Here is a 16,074-nt window from a genome sequence, read left to right as displayed (position 1 = left end):
AGGTCTTAATGGGTTGCCCCAGACTTGAAAAGATCGGCCAAGGTTTTTGCTTTTGTAAAATGTTTCTTTGTCTTCATCTTGGTTGGAGGGGTCAGCCGCTTGTCGCTGCTTGCTGGCCTCACCTCAATCTCCACGAAAGGAAGATCCTGAAATGCGTTGGTGACGGAATCCATATTCTCCGGCAGGATAAATCCTGAAATGGAAAAACGGTTGCCCAGGACCAGAACAAACTTCCGGGCTTCAAAAACCAGGCTGGCATGGGCTAAAGCCAGGTAGAGCTCTGACAGCTTCTCTTTGGTTTCCTGTCGCAGCTCTTCTTTTTGAAGATTGAGTTTATCCAGGCTCCGCTGGAAACTCTTCATTTCCTCGGTCAGTCCTTCCAGGGCTTCCTCCGGCGTTCCGTGTATGAAATGTGGAATGTGGATGCGCTCAAATTGAAGGGAGCTGAAAAGATTGTCCACTTCGCGCTCATAGCTGTTGGTGGTCATGTAGATCCCCCAGCAGTGGTGGAAATCCTGGGACAGCGCAGTCCAGAAAAAGGGCTTAGACTTATACTCTTCCAGTTTCTCGGCACTGTCCAGGGGCAGCTTCCCCAAACGGGAAACCATGTACTCGCAGGCGAAGATCTCATCCAGGGAGATTTCCAGATCCAGGATGGGTTTCACCAGGTTTTCGATTTCCTCGTCTTCTTTCTTCAGCTGGGCAATCTCTTCAATTTTGGACTGAATGTCCGTATAATCCGCTTGAATTTTTTCGATGAGTTCCTCGGGGTGATCCAAAAGTGCTGGAGCTGATGAATCCTCCGTTTCCTGAACGTCCATGTCCAAAATCCCCAGGAGGGACTTTAGCTGCTCCATCATTTTCTTATAGGGATTTTCCTGAACCAGCGTGGTCAGTCCGTGGACACTGTCTGCAAGCTTTGCAGCGGGTTCCGGATAGAAGTCCGAGAGCCCGATAAATCGGTCCAGTACCTCTTCCAGGTGGTTCATCTCCGCGATGATATTGACCAGTTTGGCTTGGGTCTTTGCCATGATGGCTCCTCCTTAGTAGATCAGAAGTTTCTCAATTTCTTCGATGGGGGTCTCGTAACGTATACCTTCAATGATATTCACCAAATTTTGAACTTCTGTTTCAAAAAGGATGCTGTAGGCGGTAAAGATTAACGGGGCATCGATCGAAAAATGCATGTAGCGTTTTGCTAAGTTATACTTGATTTTATTCGCATAATACTCAATGAAGACATAATCGTCATCATCGATGTAGAGATGGTACTTGGAACTCTCCAGGGCTTTCAGCACGTCTTCCGCCGTGGGCAGTTCGATGAGTTCATCGATCTGGGCCCGGGACATGCGGGTTTTATTCCCCAGCATGGCTTTTCGAATCTCCGCATTGGTCACCTTGAAGAATTTCTTGAAACGGTAGATCTTCGTAATGTTTGACAGTTCAATCTGGGTACGGTAGATCTCCAATAGTTCTTTCTTCCGTTTCCCTTTGAATGTACGGTTGATCACCTCAAACACATACTCATAATAGTAGCTTTGCAGTTCCCGCTCCATGGAGGTGTAGTCCAGCTTTCCCTCCTTGTCTGGGGGATAAGCCTGGAGGATGCCATGATACGGTGTCCGCTCCAGCACCTTCAAAATATCTCCGAAGGTCTTGGCACTGGGCAAGGCGGCCATGTTAAAGGAAAGATAGTCATTGAGAAAAACCGGAAGACTCATGACCATATCGTCAAAACGGTCATCATCCTCAAATTTATCAGGCGTCAATGCTCTGACAGACATCAAGATGATGTCAATCTCCCGCTGGATCAGATTCATCTTGTAAAACTCATTTTTGGTGAGCTGGGAAAATTTCAACAGCTTCAAGAGCCGCTGAAACATATGCCGTCGTATCAGCTGTTCCAGCTGGCCGCGATGAATCGTATTTTCATAGATATCTTTCAGGGATGCACCATAGTCGGTTTCATTCTTCAGGTATGCCGCGATCTCCGGAACACTTCGTTTTCGGATGAGTTCTTCATAGTCCTCTTGCTTCAACCGATTCCCATACATGGCTTTGGCTTTGGATGCGATAGCAGGGCTGTCCATGTTCTTCATGTTCCGAAACCCTCCTTTTCTATAGTCTTAGGCTTTCAGGCAATTGTTGTAGATCGTTTCGATCCATTGTTCTTTCTGACGGTCAAATTTATCCATGAGTTTGCTCAGGGCTTCCTGATACTCCGCTTCGAAGGTGGCAGCCTTTGCTTCGTATTCCTTGTTCAACTCATCCCTGCGCTTTTGAATGGTTTCTTCCGCCTGTTTCGCATAGGTATCGTTGATGGAACTGCCTTGCTCCTTGAGCTTCGCTGCAATGGTATCCCGCTCGGCAATGGCTTCTTCCAGCTTCTTGCGGGCGAGTTCATCTTCATTGACAATTTCTCTGATGATTTTTTTCATGTTAACCCCCTTTCCGTCATCTTTTGGACTGCCCCATCCCGGGAAGACGTTGAAAACACAACGAAAAAACTGTCCTCAATAATGACATTTTCTAATATATTCCTGTTTTTTGGTAAAGTCAAGAAATTAACTATCGGTGTAAAACCCTATTTTTACGCCGTTTTACGCGATTTTAAGAGGGTTTATCACCGTGGGATGAAATTAGCCGCTGAGGAAGGTGAATTCCTCATTATTTGCAACAGAACTCCTTCTTTTTTCTGCATTTTGTATCAGAACTGTTTTCACTTCCTTAAAATCCCCTCCATTATCCCCATGGTACAGGATAACCTGAGGGGGAACAACCATATAAATTTGAATAATCTGTCAATAAGAAGGGAAATGCATCGTGTTTATTTGATGAATAAAGTTTGAATATCCAAGGATTACGCGGTAGAATTGTAATAATTTCCACAAAAGATGACCACGAAAGGTGTGAACACAATGATCTCCTCGACTTCCTTTAAGGACGGGATGAAAAAAGGCATTCCCATCGTCACCGGATATCTTCCCATTGCCATAGCCTATGGCGTCATCGGAACCCAGGCGAACCTTTCCCCCCTGATCCTCGTGGCCATGAGCGTCCTCGTTTATGCCGGAGCCGCTCAGTTCATGGCCGTAAATCTCTTCTCCCTAGGCATCGGTCCCTGGGAAATGATCCTCACCGTGGGCATGCTGAACCTCCGGCACTTTGTCATGGGGCTTTCCTTTCAGCATAAAATCCGCAGTTCGCAGAAGGATCGCCTCGTCTTGTCCCTGGGCCTCACCGACGAAACCTTTGCCCTTCTTTCGGCCGATGAAGCCCCTGAACCGGCTTATGCAAAGGGCGTCATGCTCATCTCGTATCTGTCCTGGGTATTGGGCACGGTGATCGGCATTCTCTTTGGGGAAGTCCTTCCCGAAGTGGTCTCCTCCGGGATGGCCATCGCCATCTATACCCTCTTTATCACCCTTCTTCTCTCCGCCCTTCAGGGACGAGCCCGACTTCTTTTCATTCCCTTATCCAGCATGGCCGCAAATACCCTGCTCAGCCTGTTCCTGGCCAAGGGGCTCGCCATGCTCTTCGCCATTCTCTTGGGCGCGTTCATCGGCGCCCTCTGGGGAGGTGAATCCCTTGACTAACGAACTCTACACAGTATTGGGGATGGCCCTGATCACCGTGATCCCCCGTGTTCTTCCTGCGCTGATCCATCAAGGCGGTCTGAAAAACAAAGTCCTTCAGCGTTTTCTCTCCAGCATACCCTTGGCGGCTCTCGGCGCATTAATCGTCCCCGGAATCTTCACTGTGGGGGGCTCCTGGGGAATCGGCTTCGCTGGAGGGCTCATGTCTCTTCTCCTTGCTGGGCGCAAACTGAATATCATGGTGAACATTCTCCTCTCCACAGGATTTGTCACCCTTCTTCTTCTCGTTTTTAGTTAGGAAGAAGACACAAGGCCTTCCCCATGGAAAATCCATGGGGAAGGCCTTATTTTTAGTCGATGGATAAGTCGATATGGCAGTATCCCCGGGGATTCTTCTTCAAATAGTCCTGGTGATACTCTTCTGCCGGGTAAAAGTTTTTCAACGGTTCCACTTCCACCACGATGGGAGCCGCATACTTGGCTCGGCGTCCCTCGATGAAAGCCTCAATGACGGGACGATCCTCTTCCGAGGTATAGTAGATCCCCGTACGGTATTGGGTCCCCACGTCATTTCCCTGCTTATTCAGACTGGTGGGATCGATGACTTTAAAAAACTTGGTGAGCAAGAGCTCCAAATTCGTTTCGGTTTCATCATACTCCACCCAGACGGTTTCAGCATGTCCCGTCTTCCCAGTGCACACCTGCTCATAGGTAGGGTTTTCCACGGTGCCGTTGGCATATCCGGATTTTGTCAAAAGGACGCCTTCTTTTCGGGAGAAAAATTCGTCAATGCCCCAGAAGCATCCACCAGCCAATGCAATTGTCTTCAATATCATTACCTCCTCTTTATTCTCTCTATTAATTGTAGCAGAAATTCTCAAAACCGCGCAGCGTACCCTGAAGATCCAGGGAAAAATCACAGAGAGAAATAAACGGCCTCGCCATTATCACCGTATTTCGACAAATCTAGACAACTTCATGATATTCCGAATCAGAACTCGAGCCACGCTGAGCTTCCTCTTCGAACCCTTAATCTTCATTTTGCATTACCGCTGAAGATAGTTCCCCCTCTTGAAATCTTGAGAAGTTCCCACCACCCATGGCATCCAGGAAAATAAAACCTCCTTATCCCTTAGAGCTCAGAACATCCATGATGTATTTGAGTAAAATTCAAAGTGGTATGGATATAAGTCGGTAAAATAGCAAAACCCTATGGATTAAGTCCAAAATAGCGAACTTTTCTTCATCAAATTCCACCATTTTAGCGACAAGAATCACTCTTTCGATTTACAACCAGCTCACTTTCACCCCATATGCGTCGCATACTTCGACACAATTCATTCATACTAACTGAAATCACAAAACTTCTTCATTATTTTTGGATTTTATGACAATTTTAATTTAAATTCGATGAAAACTGCTCCATTTTATAAAATTTGTTCGTAATTTTGGGTTGTGCTAGACTTTTCTTGTGAATACCATAAGATTTTAATTCGATTCTACAACTTAAGTACAATAAGTTTTTGAAAAGCTAACATAAAAGTCATAATGTGGTTGAGCGAATAATAATTGATGATGAGGTGTCCCTTGAACAAGAAATGGATTATCGGACTATTGGCCGCGTCTACTCTCGCCACCTCCTTTCTCTCTTTCGGAAAGGAAGGAATTGCCACCAGCATCGAACAAGTGCTTGGAAGTGAACGATCTGCCGTCATGGCCGAAGAGGTTCCCCAAACTTCTTCCGATCTACGATCCGTCGCCGCTACTGCACCTGTACAAAAATATCCGGATCTGATTCTTATCACCTCCGCCAAAAAACAGGATGCTCGGGAAAGAGCCTTCCTGAAGTCTGTGGTGAACCGGGTGGACCTGGAAAAACTAGAAAACATGGCGAAGCTTCAGGCTGAACTGAAAAAGCAGGAAGAAGCGGCCCGCGCTGCCGCCTTGGCTGCGGAAGAAAAAGCCAAAGCCGAAGCCCAGGCCGCTGCTCAAAAAGCTTCTGCTCCTGTCAAGAGCACGAAGACTTCCACTCCGGCTCCCGCGAAAGCACCAGCTCCGGCTCCCGTGAAAGCACCAGCTCCCGCCCCAGCTCCCGCGGAAAGCACTTCCACCTATAACTTCCTGGCTCAGGTGGAGAAGGACATTTTGACCGTCACCAACCGCTACCGCCAGCAAGCGGGACTCCCGCCTCTCAAGTGGGACAACACCCTTTATAGCTCCGCCCGGGATCACAGCAAAACAATGTTTGTGAACAACAACTTCTCCCATACCACCAAGTATGCCGTGGCGGAAAACATCTATATGTTGGCTTCTTCGGATCAGAGCAAGCACACCGCGGAGTACATTGTGGGGAAGTGGATGGCTTCTGCCGGCCATCGGGCCAATATCCTGGATCCCCGCGTCACCATCATGGGGGCAGGCGTCCTCACAGGCAAACAGTACTTCAGTCAGTATGACCGTTCCCTGCTCACCATCTACGCCACCCAGCATTTCCGCTGATTTCGCCCTTTCTGCCGTTCATCTCTTGAAGATGAACGGCTTTTTTGTTTCGGTCCTGACGGAAAAGCAAACAAGCGGCGGGTAAGTCCGCCGCTTGCTTGGTGTTTTTTTTGTTAAAAGAGCAGTGCCAGGAGCTCTTCCTGGGATACTTTAGCCATGTAGTCCTCCACAGGCACATCCGCCAGCAAATGGCGAAGCTGGGCTTCTTCGTGGCGAGCTCCCCGAAGGATCCCTTCCAGTTCCGTGATTTCCTTGACGCCGAAGAAATCGCCGTAGATCCGAATATCCTGGATGATTCCCTGTTCCACAGCCAAGGTCACCTCCACCAATCCGCCGGGGTATTTTTCTTCCCGGGTCATGGCGAATTTGGGACTTTGCCCGAAATTCCAGGACCATTGACTGTATTTTTCATCCCGCAGTTTGGTGATCATTTCCGTCTCTTCCTGCGTAAATCCCGTGGGAGCCGTAGCGGCATCCCCCGTGACTGATGCCATGACATAATCCCGAAACTCCAAGACGGTCATGGGCTTTGCCAAATGATCGCTGATATTGGTGATGCGGGAAGCCACCGATTTCACACTCTTATCCGTGAACTTGATGTCCCGCGGTTTCAACGCCCCGGAAATATCCGCTTTGACCGAGGAAAAAAGCAGTGTGCCATGATGCATGACCCGTTCCCGATGTTTACACTGGGCTGTTCCGGAAAACTTCTTTCCTTCAATGGTCATGTCGTTTCTTCCAGAGAACTCCGCCTGTATTCCCAGTCCCTGGAGCGCTTTCACGATGGGTTCGCTGAACCCCCGGAAGTCATTGAAACTTTTTCGGTTATTTTCAATGAAGGTATAGTTGAGATTCCCCAAATCGTGGTATACCGCTCCCCCGCCGGTGAGCCTTCGCACCACGCGGATCCCTTTTTCCTTCACATAGTCCACATTAATTTCCGAGAGGGTATTCTGATTCTTTCCCACGATGATGGCATTATCATTGCGCCAGAGATAGAAAATCTCGTCATCGGTGTGTTTTAGCAGATACTCTTCGGAAGCCAGGTTGAAATAGGCGTCCGTATTTTCACTGATGATGTATCGCATGGGTCATCTCCTTGTTTGTATCATATGCACGGCATCGCCCGTCAGGCCCATGACGCTTTCATAGAAGCTTTCGGATAAAGTGGGATGGGCATGGATCACGGGTTTCAGATCCTCCACCCGCATTCCTTTCTCGCAGGCCAAGGTGGCTTCGGCAATGAGATCCGATGCATGAGGGCCCAGGATATGAACCCCCAGAAGCCGGTTGTCCTCATCGGCCAGCACCTTGATGAGCCCTTCAGGCTCGCCCAAAGTCTGGGCCTTTCCGTTAGCGCCAAACATGAACTTGCTGCTTTTATAGGGAATCCCCTCTTCCTTGAGCCGATCCTCCGTCCAGCCTACGCTGGACATTTCCGGGAAGAGGAAGACGCATCCGGGAACCCTTTTCCCCAGGTGCGGTTTCTCCCCCGCCAGAAGATCCGCCACATATTCTCCCTGGGCTGAAGCCACATGGGCCAGCTGCCAGAGACCATTGACGTCGCCGATGGCGTAGACATTTTCTGCCGTAGTTCGGAAGTGTTCATCCACGACTATTCCCTTGCGCTGGATCTCCACGGGGAGATTCTCAAGGCCAAAACCCGTCACCCGGGCTTTTCTTCCCGTGGCGACCAATACGCGGTCGCAGGTCAGCTCGAGTCTGTCCTTCTTTCCCTGGGCTTTCACGGTGAGGACGCCCTCCTGGGCGGTGATCTCCTCCACCGCCATGGCGGTGTGCACCTCGATCCCCTGCTTTTTCAGCATGGGCTTCATTCGCTTCACCAGTTCACTGTCCATGCCCGCAAGAATATTGGGCAAAGCTTCCAGAACCGTGACTTTACAGCCAAAGGCGGCAAAGATTCCCGCAAACTCCATACCGATAATGCCTCCGCCGATGATGACCAGGTGATTCGGGAGCGTATCCGCATCCAAGAGTTCTGTGCTGGTGACCACCCCCGGTGAGTCGATCCCCGGAATAGGCGGCACAAAGGAGGTTGATCCCGTGGCCACGATGAGCTTGTCATAGGAGAGCATCTCCCCATTTACCCGGACCATTCCCGGCCCTTCGATATGCGCTTCCCCGAGGATAACCTGCACGCCGCTGCTTTTCAAGAGCTGCTCGATTCCCCCCACCAGGGTATCCACCACGTCATTTTTACGCTGACGGATTTTCTCCCCTTGGGGTTTTACTTCACCTTGCAGTTCCAAACCGAACTGATCCAGCTCCTTCGCCGTGCGAAAGACCTGGGCACTGCGGTAAAGAGCTTTGGTCGGGATGCAGCCATGATTCAGGCACACCCCGCCGATCCGCTCCTTTTCAATCAGCGTCGTTTCAAAACCCAGCCGGCTTAAGCGGATGGCGGCCACATAGCCGCCAGGTCCTCCGCCGATAATGATTACTTTTTCCGCCATACTTACTCCTTCGTCCAACGGAGAACCAGCTGACGTGCCGCCAGAGCTTCATCCAAGCGTCTCACCGGAGAGTGATGCGGGGCGTCCTTAAGCAGTTCAGGAGTCTCCTTGGCTTCTTTGGCAATCTGCTTCATCACTTCAATATAGGCATCCAAGGTTTCTTTGCTTTCCGTCTCCGTGGGTTCCACCATGAGGGAACTGTCCACAATGAGCGGGAAATAGATGGTAGGTGGATGATAGCCGTAGTCGATGATCCGCTTGGCCACATCCAAGGTGGAAATATCATTGACCCGATCCTTCAGTCCCGCAAAGATTACCTCATGCATGCAGGGCTCATCCACGGCCACCTTATAGTCATCCTGAAGACTTGCCCGGATGTAGTTGGCATTGAGCACTGCATTGACGGAGGCAGCTTTCAGGCCGTTGCTGCCCATGGAGAGCATATAGACATAGGCCCGGAGAATAACCCCAAAGTTACCAAAGAAGTTCTTCACCTTCCCGATACTGTCTTCACGGCTGTAATCCAGCACATACTTGCCTTCCTTCAGTCCAACCACGGGCACGGGAAGATAGGGGGCCAGCATGGCCTTGCAGGCCACCGGTCCTGATCCAGGTCCGCCGCCGCCATGGGGCGTGGAGAAGGTCTTGTGCAGGTTGTAGTGGAGCACGTCGAAGCCCATGTCGCCGGGTCGGGCAATGCCCATGATGGCATTCATGTTGGCGCCGTCGTAATACAGGAGACCGCCCACTTCATGTACCAGTTCGGCAATTTCCTGGATATGTTTCTCAAAAAGCCCCAGAGTGCTGGGGTTCGTCAGCATTAATCCTGCGATCTCATCGTTGAGCACAGCCTTCAGCGCATCAATATCCACGGAGCCATCCTTATGGGAAGGCACTTCCACCACATCAAATCCTGCCACAGCCACAGAAGCCGGGTTGGTTCCATGGGCGGAATCCGGAACAATAATCTTGTTGCGCTTGGTATCCTGACGCATCTCATGGTATTTCTTGATGAGCATGAGTCCGGTGAGTTCTCCGTGCGCTCCTGCGGCAGGCTGCAGCGTCACTGCATCCATACCGGAGATTTCCTTAATGTTTTCCTGAACCTGATACATGACTTCCAGAGCCCCCTGGACCGTCTCCTCCGGCTGGAGGGGATGGAGCCGGGCAAACTTGGCATTGGCGGCCACATCTTCATTGATTTTCGGATTGTACTTCATGGTGCAGGAACCCAAGGGATAGAATCCGGAATCAATGGAGTAATTTTTCTTGGAAAGCAGCGTGTAGTGCCGGATAATGTCCAGCTCGCTGACTTCCGGGAACTCCGGGCTCTCTGCCCGAAGATAATCCTCCGGGAGATAGTCCGTGAGATTCATTTCCGGAAGCTTGTCCTCCGGCAGGGCATAAGCGCGCCTTCCCGGTTTCGAGAGTTCAAAAATCAGTTTCTCGTAAGCCATCATATCTCCTCCATGATTTCCACAAATTTCTGGATCTCTTCCATGGTTCGGCTTTCCGTCACGGCAATGAGCATGGCATCTCCCAGATCCGGATTGCACTTCTTCAGATCAAATCCACCCAGGATTCCCTTCTCCAGAAGTTTGGCATTGAGGGTTTCCACAGGCACAGGGCACTTCACCGCAAACTCCTTGAAGAAGGGCTGTTTGAAGAGCAGTTCATACTTTCCCGTGGCAGTGAGAAGGTTCGCCGTATGATGGGCCTTCTTGAAGGACTGCACGGCAACTTCCTTGATTCCTTCTTTTCCCAGCGTGGCCATATAGACGGCCGCGGTGATGGAATTGAGAGTCTGGTCAGAGCAGATATTGGAAGTGGCTTTGAAACGGCGGATATGCTGTTCTCGGGCCTGGAGCGTAAGCACGAAGGCTCGCTTTCCATCGCGGTCCAGGGTCTGGCCGACGATTCTTCCGGGCATTTTGCGCATAAGTTTCGTGGAAGCGGTCATGAAGCCCAGTACCGGGCCGCCATAATTGAGGTTCTGGCCCAGAGCCTGCCCCTCGCCCACCACGATGTCCGCTTTCAGTTCGCCGGGGCTTTTCAGCACACCCAGGGCGATGGGATCCACGCTCATGATGAGCAGGGATTTGTTCTCATGGACAGCTTCTTCCAGGGGACGGATATCTTCGACAATTCCGTAGAAATTGGGGTACTGGACGATGACTCCGGCGATATTCCCGGAGAGCTTGGCTTTCAGATCTTCCAGATCCGTAACCCCGTCCTTTTCCGCAATGTAGTCCATTTCCACATTTCGGAACTTCAAATAGGTTTCGAGCACCTTAATGTATTCGGGATTGAGGGTACGAGATATTAGGACCCTTTCCCGCTTGGTCTGCACCGAGGCTAAAATTGCCGCTTCTGCAGCCGATGTGGCCGCATCGTACATGGAGACATTGGACACCTCCATCCCAGTGAGGGCGCAAATCATGCTCTGATATTCAAATACACTTTGCAGGGTGCCCTGGCTGATTTCCGGCTGATACGGCGTATACGCCGTATAGAACTCGGAGCGGGACACCAGATGGCGGATCACCGACGGAATATAGTGATCATAGGAACCAGCCCCCAGGAAACAGACCAACTCATCGATGCTGGTGTTTTTCCCCGCCAGTTCATTCATGATCCCCCGAACTTCAATCTCCGATTTTGCCTGAGGCATGTTCAATTCATTTTTCAGCCGCAGACTTTCCGGAACGCTGAGAAAGAGTTCATCTGTGCTTTCCACACCAATGGCCTGGAGCATTTCCTGAACATCTTCGGCAGTATTGGGCAAATATGGATGCATGCTTATTCCTCCCCGGCGATGAGCGCTTCATAATCCTCTTTTCCCAGCAGGTCGTCCAGTTCACTCTTGTCCTTCAGGGCCACAACCACCAGATGATGATCGTAGGCATTCTCATTGAGCAGAGCCGGATTATCCTCCAGTTCTTCATTGATTTCCAGCACTTCTCCGGAAACGGGCATATAGATATCGGAAGCGGCCTTTACGGACTCCACGACGCCCAGGTTGTCTTCCTGAGCCAGTTCATCTCCGACAGATGGCATTTCCACATAAACAATGGAGCCCAGGGAATGCTGAGCATAATCGGTGATGCCGATATAGGCTTTGTCCCCTTCCACGCGAACCCACTCATGCTCCTTGGTGTAAAACAGACCTTCTAATACGATAGACATAATTTACTCTCTCCTTTAATCTCTTATTTTATCGTTCTAAGAACTTGCGGTTACGAACTATAGCCTTGGAGTACTTTCCCCGGATCTCGATGTCGATTTCTTCTCCGATTTTGGAGAACCGACTGTCCACCAGGGCTAACCCGATGATGTCACCTAATGTGGGAGATTTGTATCCCGTGGTGACCACGCCGATTTCCTCTCCATCTTTAAACACTTTGTAGCCGTGGCGGGGAATCTTCTTGTCCGTCATGGTGAAGCCTACGATTTTCCGGCTGACGCCTTCAGCCTTCTGTCTGGCTAGGACCTCTTTCCCGATGAACTCCTCTTTATCCACTTTGACAAAGAAGCCATAACCGGCTTCCACGGGGGTAACCTCATCGCTCAGCTCATTGCCGTACAGGGGCAGGTTAGCTTCAAAACGCAGCGTATCCCGGGCGCCCAGTCCAATGGGTTTAGCCCCGTCTTCGATGAGATTCGTATAGAGGCTCACCACATCTTCGTTGTTCAGATAAATCTCAAATCCGTCTTCTCCCGTATATCCGGTTCTCGACACCATGCACTCCACACCGTCGATGATCACGCCGCGGCGGGCAAAGAAAAATCCGATCTCTGAAAGATCCGTCTCTGTATGCACTTGAAGAAGCGCTTCAGCATTGGGTCCCTGAAGAGCCAGCTGAGCGGTCACATTGGACACGTTCTCGATGACCACTTCTTCTTCGGACTTTTGAGATAGTACCCATTCATAATCCTTGTCCGTATTTGAAGCGTTCACCACCAGAAGAATGTCCTCCGGGGAAAAACGGTACACCAGAATGTCATCGACGATCCCGCCGTTCTCCCGGCATAAATAAGTATAGAGTACCTGGTTGTCCACAATCTTTTCCAGATTGTTTGTGATGAGATGGTTGACGAACTTCAGGGCATCCTTTCCTTTGACGGTGATCTCCCCCATATGGGACACATCAAAAAGTCCCACATCCGTTCGGACAGCTTCATGTTCCTGCAGAATCCCTTCGAATTCCACCGGCATGTACCATCCTGCAAAATCAACGATTTTTCCACCGTATTTTGCATATTCTTCTGCTAAGGGTGTTCTTTTTAAATTTTCCAATCCAAAACCTCCTCACCGTAATTAACCTACACTCTCATCATAAGCATTTTTGCTCCTTTATTCAATAAGCATGTTGTAATAGTTTACACGCGAAACCCGTATAAAGATTAACAATACTTTCAATATCGAGAACAGGGAATGCGATTTCTTCACATCTGTTTTTGTTTTTACGTTTCAGTTATCCCTGCCCATTCTGTGTTCCACCAGCCCAAACCTCTTCATTCTAAATTGTTTCATTCCGCTTCTTATCTCATTTTTCGCTTTCATCCCTAAAATTCAATTTTTAGTACAGCACGAGTTTTTGCTTTTAATCGCGACCTTCCCTTCTCCATATTTTTGTTCAAGTCTTTTCAAAGGTTGAAGTAAAAATGAAAAAGTAAACTGTTAATGGGATTTCCGCTATCATTTCGTCATGAAAGGTATCAAATTGTTTCTGTTTTCTCAAAATTTAAAGGTTTTCATTGAACGCAAGATGTCTTTTGTGAATGAACCGTGACGAGAGTCCAAAAATTTCATGACTTCGCCAGAATCCGGGGTTTTCATGCTTATAATGGGGGAAATATGAATCAAGAGGTGAATATTATGAATGTCAACCTTCTCATTGGCGGCGCAGCCGGCCAGGGAATGGAAACCCTGAGCTCCACCCTGTCGAAAATCCTCCAAAAACGGGGATACCAGCTGTTTACTTTGCAGGACTATATGTCTCGGGTCCGGGGAGGACACAACTTTTTCCAGCTTCGCTTCTCCGAAGATCCGGTGCTGACCCACCGGGATGATCTGGACGGAATCATTGCCCTGAACCAGGAAACGGTGGAGCTTCATCTTCCCCGGCTGAACCCCGGCGGATTCATCATGGCGGATGAGGATGTCCAGCTCGATGACCCCCGCCTGATTACCATCCCGGCGAAGCGCATTGCCAGGGATGCGGGAAACCCCAAGGTGCAGTCCAGCGTGATCCTGGGTGCGCTCCTTCAACTTTTCGGCATGGATGCGGAGCATTTGGAAGACTGGCTTGCGGCGAAATTCCCGCCCAATGTCGTCCAGCAGAATCTCCAGGCATTCCAGGCTGGCCACGGCCTGCTGGAGTCCCGGTATTCGGAGCCAACCTTGAAGAAGTCTCCCAATATGCTGATTCAAGCCAATGAAGCCATTGCCTTAGGCGCCCTGGCAGCGGGGATGAAATTCTACAGCGCCTATCCCATGACCCCTTCCACGTCCATCATGAGCTACCTGGTTCGCAAGTCCAAGGAGGCCCAGGTGGTGGTGGAACAGGCTGAGGATGAAATTGCGGCCATCAACATGGCCATCGGGGCTTCCTATGCCGGTGTCCGGGCCATGACCGGCACCTCCGGCGGAGGATTCTCCCTCATGGTGGAAGCCGTAGGGCTGGCCGGCATCATGGAGACTCCGCTGGTCATTGCCGAGATCCAGCGTCCCGGTCCAGCCACGGGACTGCCCACCCGAACGGAGCAGAGCGATCTGAAATTTGTGATCAACTCCTCCCATGGGGAATTCCCTAAAATGGTCATTGCCCTGCGTCATCCGGAGGATGCCTTCTACCAGACCGCCCGAGCCTTCAACCTGGCGGATAAATACCAGATTCCCGTCATCCTTCTGGGCGATCAGTACATGGCCGATGCCGTCCGCACCGTTGCCCCCTTCGATCTGGACCGTGTCACCATCGACCGCCATTTGGCTGGAGAAGAAGTGGTGGAAAACGGAAATGTCTATAAGCGGTATGCGCTGACGGACACCGGCATCTCTCCGCGGATAATCCCCGGAAAAATCCCCGGCACCATGGTCAATGTGGACAGCGATGAACATGATGAAATGGGAAACATCACCGAGGAGTCGGCTGTACGAATCCAGATGGTGCACAAGCGTGCCCGCAAGTGGGAACTCCTCAAGGAAGAGCTTCTGGAGCCGGATCTCCTCGGTTCCAAAACCCCGGAGGTTCTCCTTCTGGGCTGGGGAAGTCTTCACAGTCCCCTGTCCGAGGCGGTGGAACTGCTGAATGCCCGCCATCCCGGCAAATTCGGCGCCCTGGTCTTCGGGGATGTTTGGCCTCTGCCGGAAAAACTCCTTCGTGAAATGGCCGGTCAGGCCAAAACCATTCTTAATGTGGAACAGAACTCCACCGGTCAGCTGGCGTCCCTGATTCGTGAAGTCACCGGGATCGCCACCCAAGGTTCCGTGCTGAAATATGACGGACGCCCCTTGTCCGCCACGGAAATTGAAGAAAAAATTCTGGAGGTGCTCTCATGATAGAAAAGAAAGAATTCCTCACCTTTGAAACCGCATGGTGCCCTGGATGCGGAGATCACAGCATTCTGGAGGCCCTGAAGGAAGCCCTCACGGAAATGGGGAAGAACCCCCATGAGGTGCTGGTGGTGGGCGGCATCGGCCAGGCGGCCAAGACGCCCCAGTACATCAACGCCAACGGCTTTGAGGGGCTCCACGGAAGAGCACTTCCTCCGGCTGCCGCGGCAAAAATCGCCAATCACCATCTCACGGTCATCGTGGACACCGGCGACGGCGACTCCTATGGCGAAGGGGGAAACCACTTCATCCATAACATCAAGCGAAATGCGGACATCACCCACTTTGTCCACGACAATCAGATCTACGGCCTCACCAAAGGCCAGTCCTCCCCCACTTCGGATCTGGGGCTGGTGACGGACTTCACCCCCGATGGCGTGAACACCAATCCCATCAATCCCATGGTGGCTGCCATCGGACTGGGCTGCGGCTTTGTGGCCCGGGCCTTCAGTGGCGACAAAGAGCACCTGAAGAAAGTCATGAAGGCTGCCCTGGACTATAACGGTTATGCTCTGGTGGATATCCTCCAGCCCTGTGTCACCTTCAACAAGGTGAACACCTTTGCCTGGTACAAGAAGCGGGTCTACCGCCTGGACGATACCCCCGGTTATGATCCCACAGACAAAATTCAGGCCTTCACCAAGGCCCTGGAGTGGGGCGATAAAATCCCCACAGGAATCCTTTATCAGGAAGACCGGGAAAGCTACACGGACAAGGTTCCCTTCCTCCAGGATGCCCCACTGGTGGATCTCCCGGTGAAAACCGACGTGATCCGCAGTTTCCTGCGAGAGTTCATGTAAATCATCGATTCCATCAAAAATCCGGTATGCAGTTTCAACTGAACTGCATACCGGATTTTCTTCGGCCATCAGGAGCGGATAGAAAAGGG

15 protein-coding genes are annotated in these 16,074 nt (G+C 50.8%); 5 read left to right on the top strand and 10 right to left on the bottom strand.

Going from position 1 to position 16,074, the window contains the following annotated elements:
* Nucleotides 1-5 precede the first annotated feature (5 nt).
* The 3 genes from KCG48_RS03240 to KCG48_RS03230 are packed head-to-tail and all read right to left on the bottom strand — an operon-like array spanning nucleotide 6 to nucleotide 2,438.
* Nucleotides 6-1,031: a V-type ATP synthase subunit I domain-containing protein gene (locus KCG48_RS03240; protein WP_211799870.1), complete on the bottom strand. Its 1,026-nt coding sequence runs from the start codon at nucleotides 1,029-1,031 to the stop codon at nucleotides 6-8.
* A 12-nt stretch (nucleotides 1,032-1,043) separates the two neighbouring features.
* Complete coding sequence (locus tag KCG48_RS03235; RefSeq protein ID WP_211799869.1) at nucleotides 1,044-2,099, bottom strand: V-type ATPase subunit; 1,056 nt, start codon at nucleotides 2,097-2,099, stop codon at nucleotides 1,044-1,046.
* Between the two features lie 27 nt (nucleotides 2,100-2,126).
* Nucleotides 2,127-2,438: a hypothetical protein gene (locus KCG48_RS03230; protein WP_211799868.1), complete on the bottom strand. Its 312-nt coding sequence runs from the start codon at nucleotides 2,436-2,438 to the stop codon at nucleotides 2,127-2,129.
* A 456-nt stretch (nucleotides 2,439-2,894) separates the two neighbouring features.
* Between KCG48_RS03230 and KCG48_RS03225 the strand changes: the two genes are divergently transcribed.
* Nucleotides 2,895-3,596, top strand: coding sequence for an AzlC family ABC transporter permease (locus KCG48_RS03225; RefSeq protein WP_211799867.1), 702 nt, complete (start codon nucleotides 2,895-2,897; stop codon nucleotides 3,594-3,596).
* Nucleotides 3,589-3,894 (top strand): AzlD domain-containing protein, encoded by a 306-nt coding sequence (locus tag KCG48_RS03220; protein ID WP_211799866.1) that lies wholly within the window; start codon nucleotides 3,589-3,591, stop codon nucleotides 3,892-3,894. The genes KCG48_RS03225 and KCG48_RS03220 overlap by 8 nt, the downstream gene beginning before the upstream one ends.
* 52 nt (nucleotides 3,895-3,946) lie before the next feature.
* Here KCG48_RS03220 and msrA read toward each other — a convergent pair whose 3' ends face one another.
* A complete protein-coding gene (msrA, locus tag KCG48_RS03215) occupies nucleotides 3,947-4,426 on the bottom strand; it encodes a peptide-methionine (S)-S-oxide reductase MsrA (RefSeq protein WP_211799865.1) in 480 nt (159 codons plus the stop codon).
* A gap of 757 nt (nucleotides 4,427-5,183) precedes the next feature.
* Here msrA and KCG48_RS14860 point away from each other — a divergent pair.
* A complete protein-coding gene (locus tag KCG48_RS14860; RefSeq protein WP_211799864.1) occupies nucleotides 5,184-6,095 on the top strand; it encodes a CAP domain-containing protein in 912 nt (303 codons plus the stop codon).
* A gap of 113 nt (nucleotides 6,096-6,208) precedes the next feature.
* On the opposite strand, the gene KCG48_RS03205 is transcribed toward KCG48_RS14860, so the two are convergent.
* The 6 genes from KCG48_RS03205 to gcvT are packed head-to-tail and all read right to left on the bottom strand — an operon-like array spanning nucleotide 6,209 to nucleotide 12,866.
* Nucleotides 6,209-7,183, bottom strand: a complete 975-nt coding sequence (locus KCG48_RS03205; protein WP_211799863.1) for a lipoate--protein ligase — start codon at nucleotides 7,181-7,183, stop codon at nucleotides 6,209-6,211.
* 3 nt (nucleotides 7,184-7,186) lie between these two features.
* Complete coding sequence (lpdA, locus tag KCG48_RS03200; RefSeq protein WP_211799862.1) at nucleotides 7,187-8,569, bottom strand: dihydrolipoyl dehydrogenase; 1,383 nt, start codon at nucleotides 8,567-8,569, stop codon at nucleotides 7,187-7,189.
* 2 nt (nucleotides 8,570-8,571) lie between these two features.
* The gene (gcvPB, locus tag KCG48_RS03195; RefSeq protein WP_211799861.1) at nucleotides 8,572-10,029 is read right to left on the bottom strand and encodes an aminomethyl-transferring glycine dehydrogenase subunit GcvPB; all 1,458 of its coding nucleotides are present in this window, start codon (nucleotides 10,027-10,029) and stop codon (nucleotides 8,572-8,574) included.
* Entirely contained in the window at nucleotides 10,026-11,366 is a 1,341-nt protein-coding gene (gcvPA, locus tag KCG48_RS03190) for an aminomethyl-transferring glycine dehydrogenase subunit GcvPA (protein ID WP_211799860.1), read from the bottom strand. Before gcvPA ends, gcvPB begins: the two co-directional genes overlap by 4 nt.
* 2 nt (nucleotides 11,367-11,368) lie before the next feature.
* Nucleotides 11,369-11,755, bottom strand: coding sequence for a glycine cleavage system protein GcvH (gene gcvH, locus KCG48_RS03185; RefSeq protein WP_211799859.1), 387 nt, complete (start codon nucleotides 11,753-11,755; stop codon nucleotides 11,369-11,371).
* Between the two features lie 28 nt (nucleotides 11,756-11,783).
* A complete protein-coding gene (gene gcvT / locus KCG48_RS03180; protein ID WP_211799858.1) occupies nucleotides 11,784-12,866 on the bottom strand; it encodes a glycine cleavage system aminomethyltransferase GcvT in 1,083 nt (360 codons plus the stop codon).
* A 582-nt stretch (nucleotides 12,867-13,448) separates the two neighbouring features.
* Between gcvT and KCG48_RS03175 the strand changes: the two genes are divergently transcribed.
* Entirely contained in the window at nucleotides 13,449-15,131 is a 1,683-nt protein-coding gene (locus KCG48_RS03175) for a 2-oxoacid:acceptor oxidoreductase subunit alpha (protein ID WP_211799857.1), read from the top strand.
* Nucleotides 15,131-15,985, top strand: coding sequence for a 2-oxoacid:ferredoxin oxidoreductase subunit beta (locus tag KCG48_RS03170; RefSeq protein ID WP_408004694.1), 855 nt, complete (start codon nucleotides 15,131-15,133; stop codon nucleotides 15,983-15,985). Before KCG48_RS03175 ends, KCG48_RS03170 begins: the two co-directional genes overlap by 1 nt.
* The last annotated feature ends 89 nt before the right edge of the window (nucleotides 15,986-16,074 follow it).

Origin of the sequence: Proteiniclasticum sediminis (assembly GCF_018128025.1) — a bacterium.
GTDB classification, from domain to species: domain Bacteria; phylum Bacillota; class Clostridia; order Clostridiales; family Clostridiaceae; genus Proteiniclasticum; species Proteiniclasticum sediminis.
This window is presented reverse-complemented; position numbering and strand designations above follow the sequence as displayed.